At 34.9% G+C, this 19104-nt stretch carries 25 protein-coding genes, 1 tRNA gene and 2 pseudogenes; 8 read left to right on the plus strand and 20 right to left on the minus strand.

Annotated features, from left to right (window positions below; translation table 11 throughout):
• Positions 1 to 14: 14 nt before the first annotated feature.
• The 4 genes and pseudogenes from MKY00_RS22295 to MKY00_RS22310 all read left to right on the plus strand — a co-directional run.
• A pseudogene (locus MKY00_RS22295) lies at positions 15 to 541 on the plus strand (pre-toxin TG domain-containing protein); the annotation flags it as partial.
• A gap of 119 nt (positions 542 to 660) precedes the next feature.
• On the plus strand, positions 661 to 1755 hold the full coding sequence (locus tag MKY00_RS22300; RefSeq protein ID WP_016718609.1) for a response regulator aspartate phosphatase: 1095 nt from the start codon (positions 661 to 663) through the stop codon (positions 1753 to 1755).
• The gene (locus MKY00_RS22305) at positions 1752 to 1874 is read left to right on the plus strand and encodes a hypothetical protein (RefSeq protein WP_016718610.1); all 123 of its coding nucleotides are present in this window, start codon (positions 1752 to 1754) and stop codon (positions 1872 to 1874) included. The genes MKY00_RS22300 and MKY00_RS22305 overlap by 4 nt, the downstream gene beginning before the upstream one ends.
• An 84-nt stretch (positions 1875 to 1958) precedes the next feature.
• Positions 1959 to 2147, plus strand: coding sequence for a hypothetical protein (locus MKY00_RS22310; protein WP_016718611.1), 189 nt, complete (start codon positions 1959 to 1961; stop codon positions 2145 to 2147).
• A gap of 842 nt (positions 2148 to 2989) precedes the next feature.
• Here MKY00_RS22310 and MKY00_RS22315 read toward each other — a convergent pair.
• The 7 genes from MKY00_RS22315 to MKY00_RS22345 form a co-directional block, all read right to left on the minus strand.
• A tRNA-Gly gene (locus MKY00_RS22315) sits at positions 2990 to 3063 on the minus strand.
• Positions 3064 to 3172: 109 nt separating this feature from the next.
• A complete protein-coding gene (locus MKY00_RS22320) occupies positions 3173 to 3676 on the minus strand; it encodes a metallophosphoesterase (RefSeq protein ID WP_016718612.1) in 504 nt (167 codons plus the stop codon).
• Positions 3677 to 3689: 13 nt separating this feature from the next.
• Positions 3690 to 4298, minus strand: coding sequence for an XTP/dITP diphosphatase (locus MKY00_RS22325; protein ID WP_000815935.1), 609 nt, complete (start codon positions 4296 to 4298; stop codon positions 3690 to 3692).
• A gap of 11 nt (positions 4299 to 4309) precedes the next feature.
• Positions 4310 to 5047, minus strand: a complete 738-nt coding sequence (rph, locus tag MKY00_RS22330; RefSeq protein ID WP_001261765.1) for a ribonuclease PH — start codon at positions 5045 to 5047, stop codon at positions 4310 to 4312.
• A 128-nt stretch (positions 5048 to 5175) separates the two neighbouring features.
• Positions 5176 to 6225 carry a spore germination protein GerM gene (gene gerM / locus MKY00_RS22335; RefSeq protein ID WP_001126762.1) on the minus strand — a complete coding sequence of 350 codons (1050 nt, stop codon included), beginning with the start codon at positions 6223 to 6225 and terminating at the stop codon, positions 5176 to 5178.
• 131 nt (positions 6226 to 6356) lie between these two features.
• Positions 6357 to 7166 (minus strand): glutamate racemase, encoded by an 810-nt coding sequence (gene racE / locus MKY00_RS22340; RefSeq protein WP_000773996.1) that lies wholly within the window; start codon positions 7164 to 7166, stop codon positions 6357 to 6359.
• Between the two features lie 211 nt (positions 7167 to 7377).
• Positions 7378 to 8703, minus strand: coding sequence for an MFS transporter (locus tag MKY00_RS22345; RefSeq protein ID WP_016718614.1), 1326 nt, complete (start codon positions 8701 to 8703; stop codon positions 7378 to 7380).
• 362 nt (positions 8704 to 9065) lie between these two features.
• On the opposite strand from MKY00_RS22345, the gene MKY00_RS22350 reads away from it, so the two are divergent.
• Positions 9066 to 9755: a type 1 glutamine amidotransferase domain-containing protein gene (locus MKY00_RS22350; protein WP_016718615.1), complete on the plus strand. Its 690-nt coding sequence runs from the start codon at positions 9066 to 9068 to the stop codon at positions 9753 to 9755.
• Between the two features lie 43 nt (positions 9756 to 9798).
• On the opposite strand, the gene MKY00_RS22355 is transcribed toward MKY00_RS22350, so the two are convergent.
• From MKY00_RS22355 to MKY00_RS22380, 6 genes and pseudogenes are all read right to left on the minus strand, one after another.
• The gene (locus tag MKY00_RS22355) at positions 9799 to 10437 is read right to left on the minus strand and encodes a TetR/AcrR family transcriptional regulator (RefSeq protein ID WP_001233021.1); all 639 of its coding nucleotides are present in this window, start codon (positions 10435 to 10437) and stop codon (positions 9799 to 9801) included.
• Positions 10438 to 10564: 127 nt separating this feature from the next.
• Positions 10565 to 11227: a type 1 glutamine amidotransferase domain-containing protein gene (locus tag MKY00_RS22360; RefSeq protein ID WP_016718616.1), complete on the minus strand. Its 663-nt coding sequence runs from the start codon at positions 11225 to 11227 to the stop codon at positions 10565 to 10567.
• Between the two features lie 107 nt (positions 11228 to 11334).
• A pseudogene (gene gerE / locus MKY00_RS22365) lies at positions 11335 to 11421 on the minus strand (spore germination transcription factor GerE); the annotation flags it as partial.
• A gap of 22 nt (positions 11422 to 11443) precedes the next feature.
• Entirely contained in the window at positions 11444 to 12898 is a 1455-nt protein-coding gene (locus tag MKY00_RS22370) for a recombinase family protein (RefSeq protein ID WP_061129364.1), read from the minus strand.
• Positions 12899 to 12995: 97 nt separating this feature from the next.
• Positions 12996 to 13859 carry a helix-turn-helix domain-containing protein gene (locus MKY00_RS22375; protein WP_061129365.1) on the minus strand — a complete coding sequence of 288 codons (864 nt, stop codon included), beginning with the start codon at positions 13857 to 13859 and terminating at the stop codon, positions 12996 to 12998.
• 12 nt (positions 13860 to 13871) lie between these two features.
• Positions 13872 to 13991, minus strand: a complete 120-nt coding sequence (locus tag MKY00_RS22380) for a DUF3961 domain-containing protein (RefSeq protein ID WP_001983109.1) — start codon at positions 13989 to 13991, stop codon at positions 13872 to 13874.
• 163 nt (positions 13992 to 14154) lie between these two features.
• On the opposite strand from MKY00_RS22380, the gene MKY00_RS22385 reads away from it, so the two are divergent.
• On the plus strand, positions 14155 to 14391 hold the full coding sequence (locus tag MKY00_RS22385; protein WP_000673258.1) for a helix-turn-helix domain-containing protein: 237 nt from the start codon (positions 14155 to 14157) through the stop codon (positions 14389 to 14391).
• A 33-nt stretch (positions 14392 to 14424) separates the two neighbouring features.
• Here MKY00_RS22385 and MKY00_RS22390 read toward each other — a convergent pair whose 3' ends face one another.
• The 4 genes from MKY00_RS22390 to MKY00_RS22405 form a co-directional block, all read right to left on the minus strand.
• Positions 14425 to 15042, minus strand: a complete 618-nt coding sequence (locus MKY00_RS22390; protein WP_061129366.1) for a replication-relaxation family protein — start codon at positions 15040 to 15042, stop codon at positions 14425 to 14427.
• Positions 14984 to 16165: an FtsK/SpoIIIE domain-containing protein gene (locus tag MKY00_RS22395; protein ID WP_061129367.1), complete on the minus strand. Its 1182-nt coding sequence runs from the start codon at positions 16163 to 16165 to the stop codon at positions 14984 to 14986. Before MKY00_RS22395 ends, MKY00_RS22390 begins: the two co-directional genes overlap by 59 nt.
• 117 nt (positions 16166 to 16282) lie before the next feature.
• Positions 16283 to 16465, minus strand: coding sequence for a hypothetical protein (locus MKY00_RS22400; RefSeq protein ID WP_061129368.1), 183 nt, complete (start codon positions 16463 to 16465; stop codon positions 16283 to 16285).
• A 2-nt stretch (positions 16466 to 16467) separates the two neighbouring features.
• Positions 16468 to 16770 carry a hypothetical protein gene (locus tag MKY00_RS22405; RefSeq protein WP_061129369.1) on the minus strand — a complete coding sequence of 101 codons (303 nt, stop codon included), beginning with the start codon at positions 16768 to 16770 and terminating at the stop codon, positions 16468 to 16470.
• Positions 16771 to 16928: 158 nt separating this feature from the next.
• On the opposite strand from MKY00_RS22405, the gene MKY00_RS22410 reads away from it, so the two are divergent.
• Together MKY00_RS22410 and MKY00_RS22415 are read left to right on the plus strand one after the other, a co-directional pair.
• Entirely contained in the window at positions 16929 to 17123 is a 195-nt protein-coding gene (locus MKY00_RS22410; RefSeq protein WP_061129370.1) for a helix-turn-helix transcriptional regulator, read from the plus strand.
• Positions 17124 to 17178: 55 nt separating this feature from the next.
• Complete coding sequence (locus MKY00_RS22415; protein WP_061129371.1) at positions 17179 to 17505, plus strand: hypothetical protein; 327 nt, start codon at positions 17179 to 17181, stop codon at positions 17503 to 17505.
• 41 nt (positions 17506 to 17546) lie between these two features.
• On the opposite strand, the gene MKY00_RS22420 is transcribed toward MKY00_RS22415, so the two are convergent.
• The 3 genes from MKY00_RS22420 to MKY00_RS22430 are packed head-to-tail and all read right to left on the minus strand — an operon-like array spanning position 17547 to position 19074.
• Positions 17547 to 18602 (minus strand): N-acetylmuramoyl-L-alanine amidase, encoded by a 1056-nt coding sequence (locus MKY00_RS22420; RefSeq protein ID WP_061129372.1) that lies wholly within the window; start codon positions 18600 to 18602, stop codon positions 17547 to 17549.
• A complete protein-coding gene (locus MKY00_RS22425) occupies positions 18599 to 18838 on the minus strand; it encodes a hypothetical protein (RefSeq protein WP_061129373.1) in 240 nt (79 codons plus the stop codon). Before MKY00_RS22425 ends, MKY00_RS22420 begins: the two co-directional genes overlap by 4 nt.
• Positions 18838 to 19074 carry a hemolysin XhlA family protein gene (locus MKY00_RS22430; RefSeq protein ID WP_000398745.1) on the minus strand — a complete coding sequence of 79 codons (237 nt, stop codon included), beginning with the start codon at positions 19072 to 19074 and terminating at the stop codon, positions 18838 to 18840. Before MKY00_RS22430 ends, MKY00_RS22425 begins: the two co-directional genes overlap by 1 nt.
• Positions 19075 to 19104 lie beyond the last annotated feature (30 nt).

Below are 19104 nucleotides of genomic sequence, written 5' to 3' on the forward strand. Positions count from 1 at the left end.
ATAATATTGTAAGTGAACAGTTAGGAGAATACGATGTACGACGTGTTATAGAAGGTGTTGATCCCGATACTGGCGAAAAACTTTCATGGTGGGAACGCACTGGTGCTGGTGTCATGTTTTTCGCGGGACTTACACCTGTTGGTAAGGGAATAAAAGTAGTCAAAGGTGCAAAAAAAGTTTCCAATGCAATAGATGCAGCAGCCACACTAGAAAAACAACGGAAAACTTTAAAAGCTAATAGCTTAGCAGGTAAAGAATACGAAACAAAAATGTTCGAGGTTATAAAACAACAAAAACCTAAATCTGAATTGAATGAACAAATAACCGTACAAACAAAATCGGCGTACGCACTCGTATAGATATAGGAGGCAAGGACGCAAATGGTAAGATTGACTTAGTAGAGTTAAAATCTTCACCTACTGCACCTCTTACTAAAAATCAGAAAAAAGCCTTCCCTGAAATTGCAGAATCAAGTGCAATAGTTAAAAGTAGGAACAAACCACCATTTGAAATTACTAACAGGGAGAATGAATGCAATTAGTTACATAATTGAAAATAAAATCGTTACACAAATGTTGAGAAATATTGAAATTCAATTTCCATCAAATTCTATTCTTGCTATCATTATTTATAAGAATATTCAAAAAGGGAGGGAATTTTATGGACGTTCTAATAAAGGGGAATGCACAAATTTCAAAACTACTTAACGAATGGTACAAAGAAATACGTTCACGTAATATAGATAATGCCCATTGTTTAAAAGAAGAAATTAATTCTATCATTCACAATAACGAAGCAGACTCAAACTTGTTACTCTACTATCACCTGTTAGATTTCGGCTATAAATATTTAGTGGATAATTTAAGTATTTCAAAAAATAGCTTTGATAAAATTGAATCCTTTGATATTCCCACAGATAACTTTTTATCTTACTACTACCATTTTTATAAGGCTATTCATTCTAACGCAGTCGGTAATTATAACCTTGCTAAAGAACAGTATGATAAAGCAGAACTTTTACTTAAACACATTCCTGATGAACTTGAAAAGGCGGAATTTCATTACAACTTAGCAACATATCATTATCATATTTATCAAGCACTTTTAGCCATTAAGCATGGTACAAAAGCTAGGGACATATTTTCTAAACATGAAAGCTATGAATTAAAAACAGCTTATTGTGATAATTTATTAGGATTAGCTTGTACGCATTTAAAAGAATTTGAACTAGCTGAAGAATACTTTGTTACTGCAATGAACACATTCCAAAAACAAAAAAATGAGAAAGCAATCTTACTAGTTCGTCATAATTTAGGCTTAATGTATGCGAGTCAAAATCTTTCTAGTTCGGCAATTCGATACCTTTCAGAAGTAGTTGAAAAGAAACCTCATCATTATAAAGCTATTTTTGTTAAAGCAAAGGAACATGTTAAGCTAGGTGAAAAAGAAATTGCATGTCAACTCATTGAAAAAGGTTTAACTATCTGCAATGAATTAGGGAATCAAGAATATCAATACCGTTTTGCAATTCTGAGAGAACTAAATAAAAAAGCTGCTGCTGACAAATTAGAAAAAGCAGTACTGGCAGGAATGGACTACTTTAGAAACGAAAGATTATGGGAATATGTTCAAGAATACATGGAAGCATTAGCGGTCCAATTTCATAGCGAAGGAAACTTTGAACAAGGAAGTAAATATTTCTACTTAAGTTATGAAGCTAAGAAAGAAATTTTTAATAAGGAGGCGTTAAAGTGAAGAAAGTATTATTAGGAATGCTATTGATTACACTTGTAACGATAGGCACGCATACTTCAGTTAACACTCAAGCAGCTATTAATATTATACAAGGTTTAGCTGATGGTGATACAGGTTGATTTATTAAAGACGCAGGACGCTTACCTACTCTTAGGGTGGCGTTCTTTTTTATCTAACTTTAACGAAAGGGTTGAACTACAAAAATGTTTGATGGATTATCATTAGAGACAATAAGCAAAATTCCACCTGCTTTCACTACAATTATAGCCACCTTACTTATACCAGCTGTATTATATAGTGTTAATCAACTTGTAATAGCGGCAACAACTAAGGAAATTGACAAATTGCATTTAAATAAAGCCACACAAGTAAAATTAAATTTTGGAATATAATTTTATTTACACTGTTAAGTGCTATTTTATATCTATTTGCTACTGTGTTTTTTAACTTTGGAGTATATGATAACCTTAATAAAACTTGGAGTAACAGCGAAAAAGTTTGGTACATCGGAGGAACTTTAATTATTAATGTTATTCTATTAGTTGTACTATATTTTCTGTTTTTGTTTTCTCTGCATAAAAACAAGAAGTTTAATATTATTCTTAAGGTTTTAATTTCCCTTCAAATCATAAGTAGTGTAATTATTTTTTCCTATCTCATTACTATTCAAATTTTTAGGAAATGGAATTATGAAATGCTACCTTCCATAAAAACATTCGTTAAATCTTCGCTAATCGTTAAAGAATCACGTCTTTTTGACATAAAAAAATAAGCCCCCTAACTCTTTGGCGACCGCACATTGTACGATTCAACTTACGAATTAGAGAGCTTATATATTGCGGATTTTGACGTCACCGCAAAGGTTTTCTTAGCGTCCCAGGAGAGATTCGAACTCCCGACCGACGGCTTAGCTTACCACCATAGCTTTCGCTACCAGCAATTACTGTTTGTAGTCTGGACTATATCTTCACCATTTCAGGTGCGACACGTGTAGTCTCTACGGAACCTCACGATGATTTTCATCATACTTCAGAGTCTTTACCATTAAGTTTCACTTAATCATTCAAAACTCCTTAATCTTTTTCAAGATCGTAAGTTTCCTCGGTATTACCATCAGCCGAACTGTTAAGGCTTCACCGATATAGTGTCGTCCACTTTATAGGTTCTTGTTTCCCTATAAAGGCTCCTATTTTTCTTGAAGGCCGTTGCTCTATCCTGCTGAGCTACTGGGACATGGAGCGGGTGAAGAGAATCGAACTCTCGACCAGAGCTTGGAAGGCTCTTGTTTTACCACTAAACTACACCCGCATATGTTATTTTATTTTCATTCGTTAGCGCCGTTGCCCTATCGACAATATTTATTATATGTATAACCATACATAAAGTCAACACCTTTTTTAAAAGAGGATAATTTTTCTTATCCTCTTTTAAAAACTGCTTGTTCAACTAGCTGTCCGTCTAGTGTTTCAAAACGAACTTCCATTTGATTTTCATCCATTTCTAATAAAGCAAATGTCTTTTCTACACGCTGACGCGGTAATAAAATACTGCCTGGATTAATAAATAAGACGCCGTCGATTAATTCCGCACCTAATACGTGAGAGTGTCCGAAGCATGCAACTTGCGCCCCTACCTCTTCAGCACGGTACGCTAATGTTTGTAACGTCATTTTCACGTTATGACGATGTCCGTGCACAACTATGAAACGAATACCATCTACATCCGTTACAATTTCGTCTTGAAAGTTAGCATAATCACAATTCCCTTTTACAACATGGAAACCTTGCAGCTCTTCATGAGCAGGCGTTAGCTCTGAATCACCGCAATGAATCATGATATCTACTTTTCCTTCATACTTCTCTTTTAACTGCTGTAATTCCTTCACAGAGCTATGACTATCGCTTACGATTAAAGCTTTCATCAATCTCTCTCCCTTATTCTCCTAAAAACCATTCAGGGATTTTTTCTTCTAGCTTACGTAGAGCACGTCCGCGGTGACTAATAGCATTTTTCTCATCTGAGCTTAGTTCGGCCATCGCTTTTTTATATTCTTCCACATAAAAAATCGGATCATATCCGAAGCCGTTTTCCCCGCGGCGTTGTTCTAAAATAAACCCTTCGCACGTCCCATTTACAATGACAGGCTTTTTATCCCCTTCAGGGAAAGCCACTGCTAATGCACAGTAGAAACGAGCTTTACGCTTTTCAAACGCTACGTCATTTAATTCTTGTAAAACTTTATCAATATTTGCTTGATCATCTTTCGGCTCTCCAGCAAAACGTGCTGAATACACACCTGGTTTCCCGTTTAAAGCATCTACAATAAGACCTGAATCATCCGCAATTACAATTGCATTCAATTGTCTACTCAAACTGTCCGCTTTTAAGATTGCATTTTCTTCAAATGTTTCACCAGTTTCTTCGACTTCTTCAATATGAGGAAAATCGTGTAATGATTTCACTTCTAAATCAAATCGCTCAAATAACTCAGCAAATTCACGTACTTTCCCCATATTTTTTGTCGCTACAACAACTTGTTTCATACTTTCCACCTCTACTCTATATGAGATACGATGTCACCTAACGCTTCTTTTTGCATGTCAATCAGTTGGAAAATGCCTTGTTCCGCAGCATCAAGTAATTCATTTAACTGCGCTCTACTAAACGTCGCTTCTTCTCCAGTTCCTTGCACTTCAACGAACTGACCTTTTCCAGTCATAATCACGTTCATATCAACGTCTGCTTTAGAATCTTCTGCATAGTTTAAATCTAAAACAACACCTTGTTCTTCAACAATTCCTACTGACGTTGCTGCTAAATAATCTTTTACTGGAATTTTAGATACTTTTTCTGCTTGTAATAACTTCTCAAACGCTAATACCATTGCTACATATGCACCTGTAATAGAAGCTGTTCTCGTTCCACCATCCGCTTGAATAACATCACAATCAATCCAAACCGTTCTCTCACCAAGCGCTTCTAAGTCAACTACCGCACGTAATGCTCGTCCAATTAAGCGTTGGATTTCCATTGTACGTCCTGTTACTTTCCCTTTACTCGACTCCCTAATTGTACGTTGTTCTGTCGCACGTGGAATCATCGCGTATTCAGCTGTTACCCAGCCCTTTCCTTCGCCACGCATAAAAGGCGGGACACGCTCTTCAATTGTCGCTGAGCAAATTACCTTTGTATCCCCAACCTCAATTAACACTGATCCTTCTGGATGTTTTAAGTAATTCGTATGAATATGTATATGGCGTAATTCTGTTTTCTCTCTACCATCTACTCGCATAAAAATAACCTCCTCATAACTACTTGTTAGTATAGCCAAATTTAAATGTATGATATGTATACAATAAAAGAAGGGGAACCCAAAAAGCAATTCCCCTTTCTTACTTAAGTATATCAAATTATTGGCGATTAAAAACTACCTGTATTCACGTTTTCTGGACGATCTACAGGTTTTATTAACTTTCCGCCCTTTTCATCTATAAGATTCGCTTTACCATTTACTTCAATAGAAACGCTTTTCACGCCTTTCTTTTCTGTTAAAGATAAAACTAATGACTTCAATACGTAATTTGAAATCATATTTTTATCTGGGTTTATAAATATATTTTCATTAAAGTTTAATGTAAGATTTCCATCTTGTAATTTCGGATTCGTAATGAGCTTAACTCCTGGATTGAAATCGTTCAGAAGAGATTGATGAATCGGTCCTTTTACAAGTTCATCTACAATTGCTGCATAATCATTTTCTTTTCCTTCTACAACGCGGCGTGTTACTGGTACGTAGTATTGCTGTTTATTATTATTTTGTGCCATAAAATAAAGTGTTACTGGTTTTGTATTTGTTACATCCGCTACTTGCTCATCATCGAAGTTAATACCGTTCGCACGGCTCACCCCTTCACCAAGCGGTGTACCACCAACAGGCATCTTCGCTAATTTTTCACCATTTATTTGGAACTGCACTTGTTTTATTTCTTTAAATTGCGTCAACGTCCATGCAATAGATTCAACGATTTGACGTTCTTCCTCTTTTGCATAGTTTTTCATTTCTTTAGAAAAATCAATGACTGCCGTCCCATCTTTTTTCAAGTTTAGGGTCATCGATGTATTCGCCGGAATGACTGCACGGAACCCATTCGGTAACAAATTCGTTACCGGTCCATCTTTCACAAGGTACTCTAACGTTTGCTGAATAACCTCATTTGCTTTCGGAGTAGGTATAGCTAACGTTTGCGGTACAACATAGCCATTTTTATCAACAAGGTATAGTTCTCTATTCACCGTTTGTCCTTGCTTATCTTTCTTAGATACTTCTTTCTTTCCACCCTCTGTATACGTAACTTGTTTTGGCGGATCAATTTGCTCCGTTGCTTTCTCTTGATTTATAAAGCCACACCCTGTTAGTAAAACAGCGCTCACAGTAGCACCAACAACCCATTTAAAAGTGGATTTAGGCATGCCATTCCCCCCTAAAATCTAAGTTTGTACTATTATGTATACGAGCTGTTTCATGTTTTAGAACAAGCTGTGCTCCCTATAAACAAAAAAACTCCTGATTTCTCAGGAGTTCACTTATATGAATTCTATTATTATTCTTTTTCTAAATAAATATGTTTCACATTTTCAATCGGTTGACCGAACCATTTTGATGCAATTTCTTTAAATAGACCTATTTTCCCTGTTGTTAAGAAGAGATGATCACTTTGTTCCTCTCCCTCATTCAACATTTTACTATGGTATAAAATGGTACTTACTTCACGCGCCGTTTCATCACCAGAACTAATGAGTTGCACTTTATCTCCCATTACTTGTTTAATAACAGGACCTAAAATTGGATAATGTGTACAACCTAAAATAAGCGTATCAATATCAGTGTTTTTCAGCGGTTGCAACGTTTCTCTTACAACTTCATACGCCATTTCACTTTCGAAATTACCGCTCTCTACAAGCTCAACAAAAGGTGGACACGCTAAACTTTCTACCATAACACGATTATTAATAGACTTTAACGCTTCCTCGTATGCACCACTTTTCACCGTTCCAATCGTTCCAATAATCCCAACATGATACGTGTTTGTCATTTTTAAAGCTGTACGTGATCCTGGGTGAATAACTCCTACCACTGGAATTGGTAATTGTTTCTGCATCTCTTCTAATACAACTGCAGTTGCTGTATTACATGCAATAACTAACATTTTGATATTTAAATCTAGTAAATGCTCCGTCATTTCCCACGTAAATTGACGCACTTCTTCTCGAGAACGTGGACCATAAGGGCAACGTGCTGTATCCCCTAAATATATAATGCGCTCTTTCGGCAACTGACGAATTAATTCCTTCGCCACTGTTAAACCGCCAACTCCTGAATCGATAACACCGATTGCTCTATTCAACTTCATCACCCGTTTTCTCATTCATCATCTTATTTTATCATTATATTTTTCACACTTTAAGTTCGCTCACTTAAACTGCTTCTATATGAAAATTTTCATTTGTACCTGTATAGACTAGGACCTTTTTTATTTTGCTCCTTTTTTTCATAATTTGCAAGACAGAAAAATAACCGACCTTCTATATGAAAGTCGGTTTCTTCTATAATAAAGTACATCTTTAATGCTCCATCTTTTTTTGGAAAGAAGACATTCCTATTAATAAGAAGAAATGGGCAGAAATTGACATGACGATTAAAATAAAATTGAAACGATAACTATTTGTAGATTCCATAATTTTGCTCGCAACAGCTGGTCCAAATGCCATACCGAAAAAGTTAATTAAATTATATAAGCCAAGACCGACTCCAACTTTAGCTGCATGTAATGTTTTCGGTATAAATGTGTTCAATGATACTTGAATGGCAGAATAACTCATAAATGTCAAAATAATCGCCAATACAATAACGACTATACTTCCATTCGGAATAAACCCTAAAATTAAAAAGCCAACAATCATAATGACAGACGCTACATAAATCATATTCACATTTCCAAACGAAGGGACAATCTTTCCAGTAATAAAACTAGACACAATACCAAAGAGTGATGCAACAAATAATACAATTCCGATAACAAACGGAGACAATCCGTGCTCTCTTCCTAACAGTAATGGCAACAATAATAAATTAGCACATAACGCCACATTAATTATAAATCCGACTGTTATTAAACGAAGAAATGCTTTGTTCGAAAACAACTCAATATCGATAAATGGATGCTCCGCTTTCTTCATACGAACCGTGAATAAAAATAAAGAAATTATCGATAACACAAATAGCCAACTATTCGTATTGACACCTAATAAAACAGTCGTAATGAATGCAAATAGTAACGCCGCTCCAATGTAATCAAAATGAAACGCTTCATCCGTGTGCCGTGCTTCTTCTGGCATAAATTTTATAAGCAAGAAAATCCCCACTACTGAAATAACCATAAATAAAAATAAATATGGCCACCCTAGTGTATTTGTAATAGCCCCGCCAACTAAAGGGCCAATACCTACTGCTAATGCAATAGAAGAACTAATCATCGCTAACGCACCAGGCTTCTTATGAGGAACAACTAATTTCGCCACTGCAATCATACTAAGCGCAATAAACGCTGCACCCCCGCTCGCTTGCACTAATCTTGCAAGAATGGTAATCACATAAGATTGATTCATAAATCCAATAATAGAACCCACTACAAATATGATAATCGAAATAATTAATAGTTTTTTTACACTGTAACGATCAGCAAGCTTCCCATATATCATTGAACCAATACCGACAACTAAAGAATAACCTACTACAACCCAACTTACTTTCGATTGACTAATAGATAAATCATGAGCAATATCCTCTAACGCAACATTAAATAAAACCGCATTCATCGGTCCTAATAAAACGATAAAACATAATGTGAAAACAAACCATTTTGAATGATTACTTATATCTTCCCCCATGTGTAACACCTCTCCTGATTGTAGTAATTGAAAACGAAAAATGAAGTTGTTTAGCTCTTCTATTATCACTAGACAACTTCATCAAATGTATACATTTATCGCGCGACAAATTGAATTCGAAACGAAACATGTACGTTGTTCGATATTCATGGAACTATCATAGTTTCAGCATTACAGTTTGTCAACGAAAAAATATACAAAGTAAACTAATTTAGTGTTTTTAGTTTACTTTGTTCAAAAATTGTTATACACTAATTTCGAATCCGATATAAGGAGGACTGACATGGTTATTCAGATTTGCAATTTTTAACTTAATAAAATAATGAACTTATATATAGAAGAAACATTATAGGAGGATTATGATGAAGAAAAAAATGTTAGTTGTATTAACGAGCGTTGAAAAATATCCAAATTTAAATCGAGCTACTGGCCTTTGGCTTGGTGAGGCTGTTCATTTCGTTAAAAAAGTTGAAGAAGCTGGTTACGAAGTAGATTATGTTAGCCCACAAGGTGGTTATACACCGATTGATCCGCATAGTTTAGCAATGGCGGAGAGCATCGATTGGGAATGGTATCAAAAGAAAGAATTTATGAATCGCCTCGGTTCTACACTGAAACCGAGTGAGGTGAATCCGGAAGACTATACTGTTATTTATTACGCAGGTGGTCACGGTGTGATTTGGGACTTCCCTGAAAATAAAGAACTCCAAATGATTAGCCGTAGCATTTATGAAAATGGCGGAATTGTTTCCTCTGTTTGTCACGGAGCTGCTGGTTTATTTCATATTACATTAAGTAATGGGGAACGTTTAATTAGCGGTAAAAAAGTAACAGGATTCTCAAATGAAGAGGAAAAACTAGCTGAATTAGATCAATTCGTTCCATTTTTAACAGAAGATGAACTTATTAAAAATGGAGGACTTTACGAAAAAGCTACACAGCCTTGGGAAGCTTTCGCCGTAGAAGATAACCGTGTTATCACTGGTCAAAACCCAGCTTCAGGTGATCCAGTAGCTGAATTAGTATTACAACACTTAAAAAAGAACATGTAATAAAAAAAGCAGATTTTCCATTCATATAGGAAAATCTGCTTTTTTACGAAATCATTTGCAAAATAGCCATAACTTCTTTTTCAATTTCAGAATCATCAATCGCTTCTATATACTCCGGTTTAAACAGTTGATACTTCTTTAGTTGATAAAAATCAAGTATCGCTTTCTTTAACGTAATATCGTACTGAATACAAAAAGAATGATCTATAATACGTCTTAACATCACATCATCTTGCACCATAAATAATTGTGCGTTCATCTTATTAAAGTAGCCTTGTTCCATACCCGCTTCAAAAAACATTTGCAAATTATGATTACGATTTTGTTGTGCAGCGACTAACTGATCAGATAAGTGCGGATATGCCTCTTTCAAATCTTGTAAAAAGACATCTGAAATGTATGTCACACATTTTAAAGAGTGAATAAACGTCTTTTGGAAACGTTCTGCAAAAGACATACTTTCATCTTGATTATCCGCATCCCCTTCAAGAAGGTAGTTCATAAAATCTTCTACCACAGCTTCAATAATCTCATCTTTTGAAGAAAAACGTTTATATAAAGTAGCTTTACTAATATCCATATACTTCGCAATTTCATCTATTTTCAATTGACTAAAACTCGTTTTTCTAATAACGGGCTTTATTTTATTAATATAAGTATTTGCACACGCAACTTTTCTCATTAAAAGAGCCTCCCCTTTTGTCCATACAAAATAGTATAGCAAATTCACGATTAATTATAAATGAAGTCACTATACTCAATACATCTTTTTAGTTTAAGGGGGCATTTATAAGTAACGAGCACTTTTTCTATACTTTATTTACAGCTCTTCTTATAGCTTTCCCTATTTCCATACTAGACTGCGGATTTTGCCCTGTAATTAAACGCCCATCTACTACGACGTGCGGCGTAAAATTTGGAGCAACATAAAACAAAGCCCCTTCTTCTTTCAATTTACTTTCTAACAAAAACGGCACTCGCTTTTCTAAATGTACAGCTTTTTCCTCATCATTTGTATAACCTGTTATATGCTTACCCGCACTAAAAAACGAGCCGTCCTTATTTTTCACACCGACTAAAGAACTTACTCCATGACACACAGCCGCTACAATTCGGTTGTTGTTGTACATATTCACAATTAAATTTGCAACATATGGATTACCTGGAAAATCTACAATCGCCCCGTGTCCACCACCAAATAAAACTGCATCATAATCCGAAAAATGAACCGTTGAGATCGACTTCGTATTTTGCAATAAAGAAGCGACATGCTTAAATTCACGAGGTATCCCGTTCGGAATAGAAACTCTATCAATCGGCACTCTACCGCCCTGTATCGACACAATATCAACATCGAACTTAGCTTTTTTAAACAAATTATAAGGAGCTGCGAGCTCTTCCAGCCACAAACCAGTCGGGTGTCCATTCATATCATGAGCGCTTGTTGAAACTAACAATACCCTTTTCAACATATCCCCTCCTTACTACCTATTTATGTATGGAGTGTTCTTATCATTCATATAGAACAAGAAACAGACAGAAAAATAGCCGACTCTTCATTTAAAAGTCGGCTTTCTTTTTATAACTCGAGCTCTCCCATGCGAAGAAGCTCAACAACTGCTTGTGAACGTCCTTTAACCCCTAGCTTTTGCATTGCGTTTGTTATGCATAATTGTAGCTAGTAAAGACTACATTTCTATCCTGTAGACGATTTTTATATCCCCGTTCTCAAATATCTCAATCCTATCTATAATCCGCTTAAACTCTTCGTACAAGTTCTTATTTTCGTCTAACAAAGCAAAAGCTTTTCTAAATTCATCTTGAGTTCGTTTAACTTCGTTCTTATCTTCCATCGATACAAATTGAACTTCTTTTTCTTTTATAATCTTTTCTAATTCGTTACGACGACTCAAAAATTCTTCTTTTTCAATAAGTTCTTCCATATATAAATCAATCAGTTTTTTTCTTTTTTCTTCAATTCTCTGTATTTCTCTTTGTAATTTGTTTTTCTTATCTGCATTTGAAATTTCTTCATTCAAATTAAATTCCGTTTCTAACTGTTTTTCTTTTTCTTTCAAATTATCTAGTATAAACTCACGAAATTCACGATATTGAATTGGAGCGTGGCGTACACATTCGTCTCTTCCGTATCGTTTATATCTAGAGCATTTTAAGTATCTCCATTCTTCCTTAGTTCCATCTTTCTTTTTCTTAGCACTATATATAACTTGCATTGCTGAGCCACAATGCGCACAAAACATGATTCCTCGGAATTCATTCCATAATGCGGGCCTTCTCTTTTTAGCAGAACGTGGCTTATTTACTAATTCCCACTGCTTCTCAGATACAATGGCCGGATGATGATTTTTAAATATTGTCCATTTTTCTTCAGGATTTTTTATTTGTTTCTTACGCCCTGAAATCTTTACTGTAGTGTACTGATTTAATATATAGTCACCTTTATAAATTGGATTCTTAATAATCCTTTGCACAGAAGACATTTGCCATTTACCGCCAGTTTTTGATGGAATGCCTCTTTCATTTAATATTTTTGCAATTCCTATATACCCAATTCCTTTTGAATACATATCATAGATTTCTCTAACAATCTCGGCTTCTTCCTCGTTAATTATATACTTCTTATCCCGATCAGAGTAACCAAAAGGCAAACGCCCACCTGTATGCTCGCCTCTCCTAACTTTAGCTGATAAAGCTGCCGATATAGATACGGATAAAGTTTTCGGATATTGCGATGCGAACATAGCAAACATTTCAAACTTCATATCGTTTTTTCCTTCATAATGGCTATCGTATCCCTCTTCGATTGTGACTAATCGAATTCCATTAGCGATAAGTATTTCTTTAATCTCTAGAGCATCTTTTAAATCACGTGCTAAACGATGAATTGATTTGAATAATACCATCTGTAATTCACGTTTTTTCGCTTTCTCTAGTATAAGTTGCATTGCATGTCGTTCTAATAAAACCGTGCCTGTAATACCATCATCAAAATATATTGAGTTTTCATCCCAATCATACCCATGCTGATCTAACCAATATCGACATACATCGATTTGATTTTCTACAGATGAGACTTGTTCGTCCCTGTCTGTAGATACCCGAACATAAACTGCATACTTCAATCAAATCACCATCTTTACTAGTTATAATTACTCATATCAATAAAATGTGAATGATTAAAGTATACAAACAAAATCTCATCCCTACAATCCTTTTTACTTATTCTGTAAGCCAATCATATAAGGCGTCTCTACACTCTTTTCTTCTTTCCACTACAAATTTACTTTCAACAATCCTATAAAAATAACCTTCAAAAGTGCTTCTAATTTTATTTGCTTTTTCTGCGAAAACAGTTTCTTTGAATGCTTGGATGGCTTGATTTATCACTTGTTCAATAGGCTTGTCTATTTTTGAACGTTTATAAGCCATTAATACTCGATGATACAGTTTATAAATTTTATCTGCTGATTTGAAGAATGGAGCTACCTCATCTCTAAATTGGCTTGGTACATTTTCTGGTGTAAAAGTTTCATCCAGATCCTCTAATTCGATTTCTTTAGATTCCCTTGCTGACGTTTCTTTTACGTTTAATTCGTTTTTTAATTCTTCTAGAGGGTGTGATTCAGAAAGTTTAGCTTCCTTGTCCGTTTTTGTATCTGAAACCTTTGATTCTGTAAGGTTTTCTTCATCTTGTCGCTGTGACATTTTCGGTAGGACATTCGGTGTGACACTATATTTTTTTAGAAGGACATAGACGTTATGTCCGTTCCCTCCACGTAATTTTCCTTCCGTTCGAATTGTTTTATGTCTAGTTACTACTTCAAAATCCTCTAATACTTTTAGTACCCTGCGAACAGTTCGATCACTTATATTTAATGCCTCCGCAATTGTCCCTACCTTCAAGAAAGAGACACCTGGGATTTTACAAGAGTGCCTTGCTAGAAATTTCAATACTTTTATTGCTGATTCGGATAATTCATGTGTATGTTTGTATAAAAAAGAACAAATCGCTTCATTCATCTCTTCTACTGATCGGAATGATTGTAATTTTTTATATTGCGTATAGTTTGCTGAGCTAAGCATTTTCTCCCCTCCTTATATAAGAGCAATAATCATATCGATTAAAAATAAAATCGTAGATATACTGAAGAAACCATAAAACCAAATGCAATCTGATTTACTTTCTAAACCAAAATAATCATTTACTCGATTCATAATTGTTCCTCCTTTTAAGTTCAACTAAATTAGTTCAACTATTTAAGTTGAATTATAACTCTCTAATTATTCAACGTCAATAGTTGAACGAAAAAAGTTTTACTAATTTCGATTGATGTTGTAAAATGAGTACAAGATAACCAGTGCTGCGGAGGAGAATAAAATGAAATTCACACTCGGAAATTCTTTAGATGAATTGGGGATCACCAAAAATAAGTTATCTACAGAATCCCAAGTAAGATACAACACGATTAGTGATTTAGTGAATGGTAACGCTAATGCTGTTCGTTTTGATTCGCTTGAAGCTATCATTGATGCTTTAAATACCATTGCTGCAGAAAAAGGGATTAATAAAATTTACAAAATAGACGACGTAATACAATACATAAAAAAGAGCTAATCATTCGAAAATGATCAGCTCTTTTTTTCATCATTAAGTAGCAGCGATTACATATACTTTTACAAACACATTATATTTATTTGCCAGTTCTTCTAATTTCTTTTCTCTATATTTTGTGATTGTAAAGAAATGAATAACTGGCACTTTCCCGTTATGCTTCTGTTTATAAATCTGCGTTAACTCCTCATATTTTTTTAATTTTTCATCGTTTACTATCATTTTCTGAGTACGATCTATTTCTACAGCATGAAGTATTCTGTCCTCATCACGAAATTTCACATCTGGAATTATTTTTTTCTTTTTATTATCCTTTATATATTTAATTTCCGTTTCTACTTGCCAATCATCTGGACAATATAAATTTAACCAAGCTTCATTACGTAAAAGAGCGTGTGCAACTTTACCATGATGTACAACTTTCCCTTCGCCAAACAACTTATGTCCTGATTGGTTTAAATAATATACATGCTCTTTATTGTAAACTACCTTACTTGTATAAGTAGATAAATCTTTCATAATTCGATTTGCATTTCTTATTCCGCCCATTTCATGAACACTCATTAAATGCCTTCTCGTTGCAAACTGTAGCTTTCTAATCGTCGCAAGTATCGCCATTTGGCGGTTGATTTGCATATGTGTTTGCATCCTCATGTTTCTCCACCTCATATCCTTTTAAATGCTCCCACATCATCTCGTTACTAATGTAAGGCACTTGTATTTCTGTAAGTCTATCGGTTTTGAAAATTGCGCGTCCGGGAATGCTTTCTATCGTTTCTAATCCTGCTTCATCTATAACAACACTTGAAGCTGTTTGAGTCGGTAATCTAAAGCCTAATTTCGCATCACTATTTTGTTTCACTTGGCGCGGTAATGTATCCCCTGTCGGGTACTGTGTACAAAAAATCAATCTAAACCCTAAAGCGCCCCCTATGCGTGCTATATGAGAGAGCATTTGTTGACATGCTCCCAATAACCTTTGTTGTTCTTTTTTCATACTTTTATCTGGGCAAAGTTCAGCACCTTCATCTACTATAATGAAATAGCGCTCTTTGATATTTGTTTCTACAACGTTTGTATAATGTCTATCTTTCATGTATTTCATTTTCTCTTCCATCTTCTCAAGAATATTATTTAGTATCATAAAAGCTTCTGTGGGCTTTTCAGCAATAGAAACTATTTGTTTTAAATTCTTATACGGCCCAAACTCCAAACCACCTTTTAAATCAATAATGTATAAATTAATATGTTCTGGTTGTGCTGTAATAAGAGAGGTAACGACATTTTTCAAAAAGACTGTTTTCCCCATCCTCGTTAATCCACCTAACGTCATATGAGGCGTTTTATCAAAATCATGATAAATAAGTTTTTCTAAACTTTGGCCCATTGGAACACACCAGTTTCCTTCTGCCACCAAATCTTTAGACCATGACCATTTTTTCGGTATATCTCTATGAAACACACGAATATTTAACTTGTAATTATCATAATCAATTCGGACAGGTTTACTTAGCCCTTCAGAGACAACATCCTCGACCTTCTGAATAATTTTACTTGGCATTCCTACAGGCAAACGATATATATAAGTTGTACTTCGATCATCCTCTTTTTGTTCAAGAAAAACTGGATACTGTAATCTGTCCTCTCTGCGTATCGCAATTCCGCTTACTTCAAAAAAAACTTGTATTTTCTTTCGATCACTCTCTCTTTCTTTGAACCTTTCGCCAAATATAGCGAAAATTAAACCTGCGAATGGTACTGATAATAACTCCAGCATAAAATCACTCCTTATATCCCTCTTATAGAGGGTATATATCCCTGTTTCAAGGAATACGTGCATACAAGCTAAACTCCTTATGGCATAAGGGATAAAAAGTTTCCACATCGTATTCCTTCATAGAAATAAAACGAGAACATAACGTAGAAGGTATAGGAACGAGCCTGTAAGTGTTGTGTACAAGGTGACACGTGGAAGCCAATGTGGAACACTTTTCCCCATTTTTTCTGCAACCTTCATCGTAATGACTGACAAGCCTGTCGCTGTCCAAATAATTACCGCTTCCCCTGCAAGTGTCATGATTATTCCTCCTCTTCCTTTTCACGAAAGGCAATACCTTTTCTTGTAAGAACCACATCATAACAATCCATTAAAATTTCCCAGTTTAAAATATCTTCTTCCTCACCATATAGATCTTCTTCTAATGCCTGCGACAAACTGAAATATCCTTTATATTCTTTTCGATCATAAACTTCATGATTTTTCATGTGATTTAGAATAGATTCTGTTTCTTTTGTAGACCTTGATTCGTTATACATTTGACGTAATTCTTTTGAAGGATGTAAATATGGAGTTGTGTTTAAATGATTATACTGCCAACGCATATAGACCTCTCCCCTTTTGTTGTCTCTTCTTCCTTGTAGCCTTCCAAGTGGAAGTAATATAGGTATATGAACTAGAAAACAAAAACTTGTTTGTCCAACAACAAAAAATCAAAAGGTTTTTCAAAAGATTGATTGAATGTTTTAAAGGGAGGGATTTTATGGAGTGTAAATTAAAAATAATTTTAGCTGATAGAATGATTAAACAATCTGCATTAGCAAAAAGAGCTGGCATAACGGATCAAACATTAAGTATGATAGTTAGAGGGAAAAGCGAACCGACATTACGAGTTGCTATGCGTATAGCAAAAGCGCTTGATATGAAGGTTGAGGATATATGGAAAGACATTGATTAAGTTTTCAACTTTTGCATTGTTCGGTATGATTTATTTAATTTAAGGAGGCTATTTTATGGAGTTACGTAAAACTGCTGACGGGGAAACCTTTATTATCGAATTACAAGAAAAGAAAAGTTCTGCCGGTAATCAATTAAAAAGATTTATATATTTCTCAATCGGCATATTCGGTCTACTTATCTCAGTAGCATTATTCTTTACTATCATCGGAATTTTACCTGCTATCGGTTTAGCGTTTTTCTCAGTTATTTTCATGTATAAAGCGATGGGGAAACAACTTGTGAAATGTCCTAACTGTAGTAAAAAACAAACTGTTATACATAAAGCTGAAGCTTTTATTTGTCATAGATGTAATAAACGTACTTTGATTGAATGGAAATAATAAAAAAAGAGGGATTCCCAATAAGTTGGGAATCCCTCTTTTCACTTCACATACACATAGGCTTCATTTGCTGTAATATAGTATGTCGTCCCTTTACTATTGTGCACTTTGTATTGTGAGGAACCATTTACCGTTACCGTTGCATCAATTGTAAAGCCTAATCCAGTATCTACAGTACCTGCGACATACTTATCTTCCCACGATGGAGCGCTGTAAAATCTGAGATTATTCACTTTCGACACTACACGTTTTCCAGCAACTGAACTTACAGACTCTTTCTTTTCAAATCGGATATACGATGGATTATATTTTACCCACTGATCTCCACCTAAATTTAACCATCCGTCCTTTTCTCCCCAAACTTTATAAGCCTCTGGTTTATTTAATTGACGAATAACAGAATAGCTTGCATCTGGACCTTTGCGTAAATTTACACTATATCCTTCAATGTAAGCTACACCTTCTACATTGGCTGTTGGTTTTTCCGCTGGTTTAGAAGGCTGTTTAGGAATAGAAATATCTGTATTATTATAAGCACGTTTTACATCCGCTCGGAATTGCGCTTCAGATACACCGTGTTTTTTTAGATAATCCAGTGGATCAGTGTGAGTTGTTCCACCAAGATATTTCCTTACGTCATCATGTGTCCATAATCCTTTTTCTACTGAAAGTCCACGATCACGTAAAATTTTCGCTAGTAATTTTACATACTTGTCATAGCTTCGCTTAAACTTGCTATAATCTGAAGTCTCGCAAAGTTCAACATGTACAAAACGTGCGTTAGCAGCTGGCCCAGCGCCATACGCAATATAACGTGTATCTGCAATTTGAATGACTTCATCCCAATCAACTGCATAATGTACAAATGCATTTCTCCAAGTACGTGTTTCATAACGTTGGATATTGATTGCTGGAGCTTCTGGAGTCGCTGTACTATGTGCAACTACACCTTCATACGCTCCTACTCCATTTCTATATCCCTGTTTCGGTAAATCAGGAATGATTAATATTCTGTCAGCAAAAGCACTTGTTGTAATGGATAACGCTAGAATAGCTGTAAGAACTATAGAAGAAATGTGTTTTAATGTCTTTTTCATTTTACATCAGCATCCTTTTTCATAATTTTTGTGTGGTCAAACAGTCCACTTGCTGACAGTCCGATGATGATTCCTTGAAATACATTTGTTTTGACATCTCCATCCAAAAATAAAACGCCTAGCACAATGCCAAGCGTTAAATTTAATAACGGAACATATTTTGTTTGTAATCCAACTGTTTTTACGATTTGTGAAAGACCAACTACAATACCAATCATTACAGCTAAACTAACCATTACATACCACCTCCTTTCATTAAGAAAGTGAGAATACCACCAATAATTCCACCAACTATAAGTCGTAAAATCCAAGTAGTATTGGCGCTGATTTTATCTAACTGTTTGTTGATATTAATAATGTCTTTTTCGTTACCTGTTGTGCGTATTTCTAAGCTTTTCACTTCTAATCTTATTTCCTTAATTTCTTGCTTGATTTCTTGAACATCACTTCTTACTTCTTGTAATCCTTCCACTTTGATCACCTCTTTTTAGACAATAAAAAA

Origin of the sequence: Bacillus sp. FSL R9-9834 (assembly GCF_038006905.1) — a bacterium.
Taxonomy (GTDB): domain Bacteria; phylum Bacillota; class Bacilli; order Bacillales; family Bacillaceae_G; genus Bacillus_A; species Bacillus_A pacificus.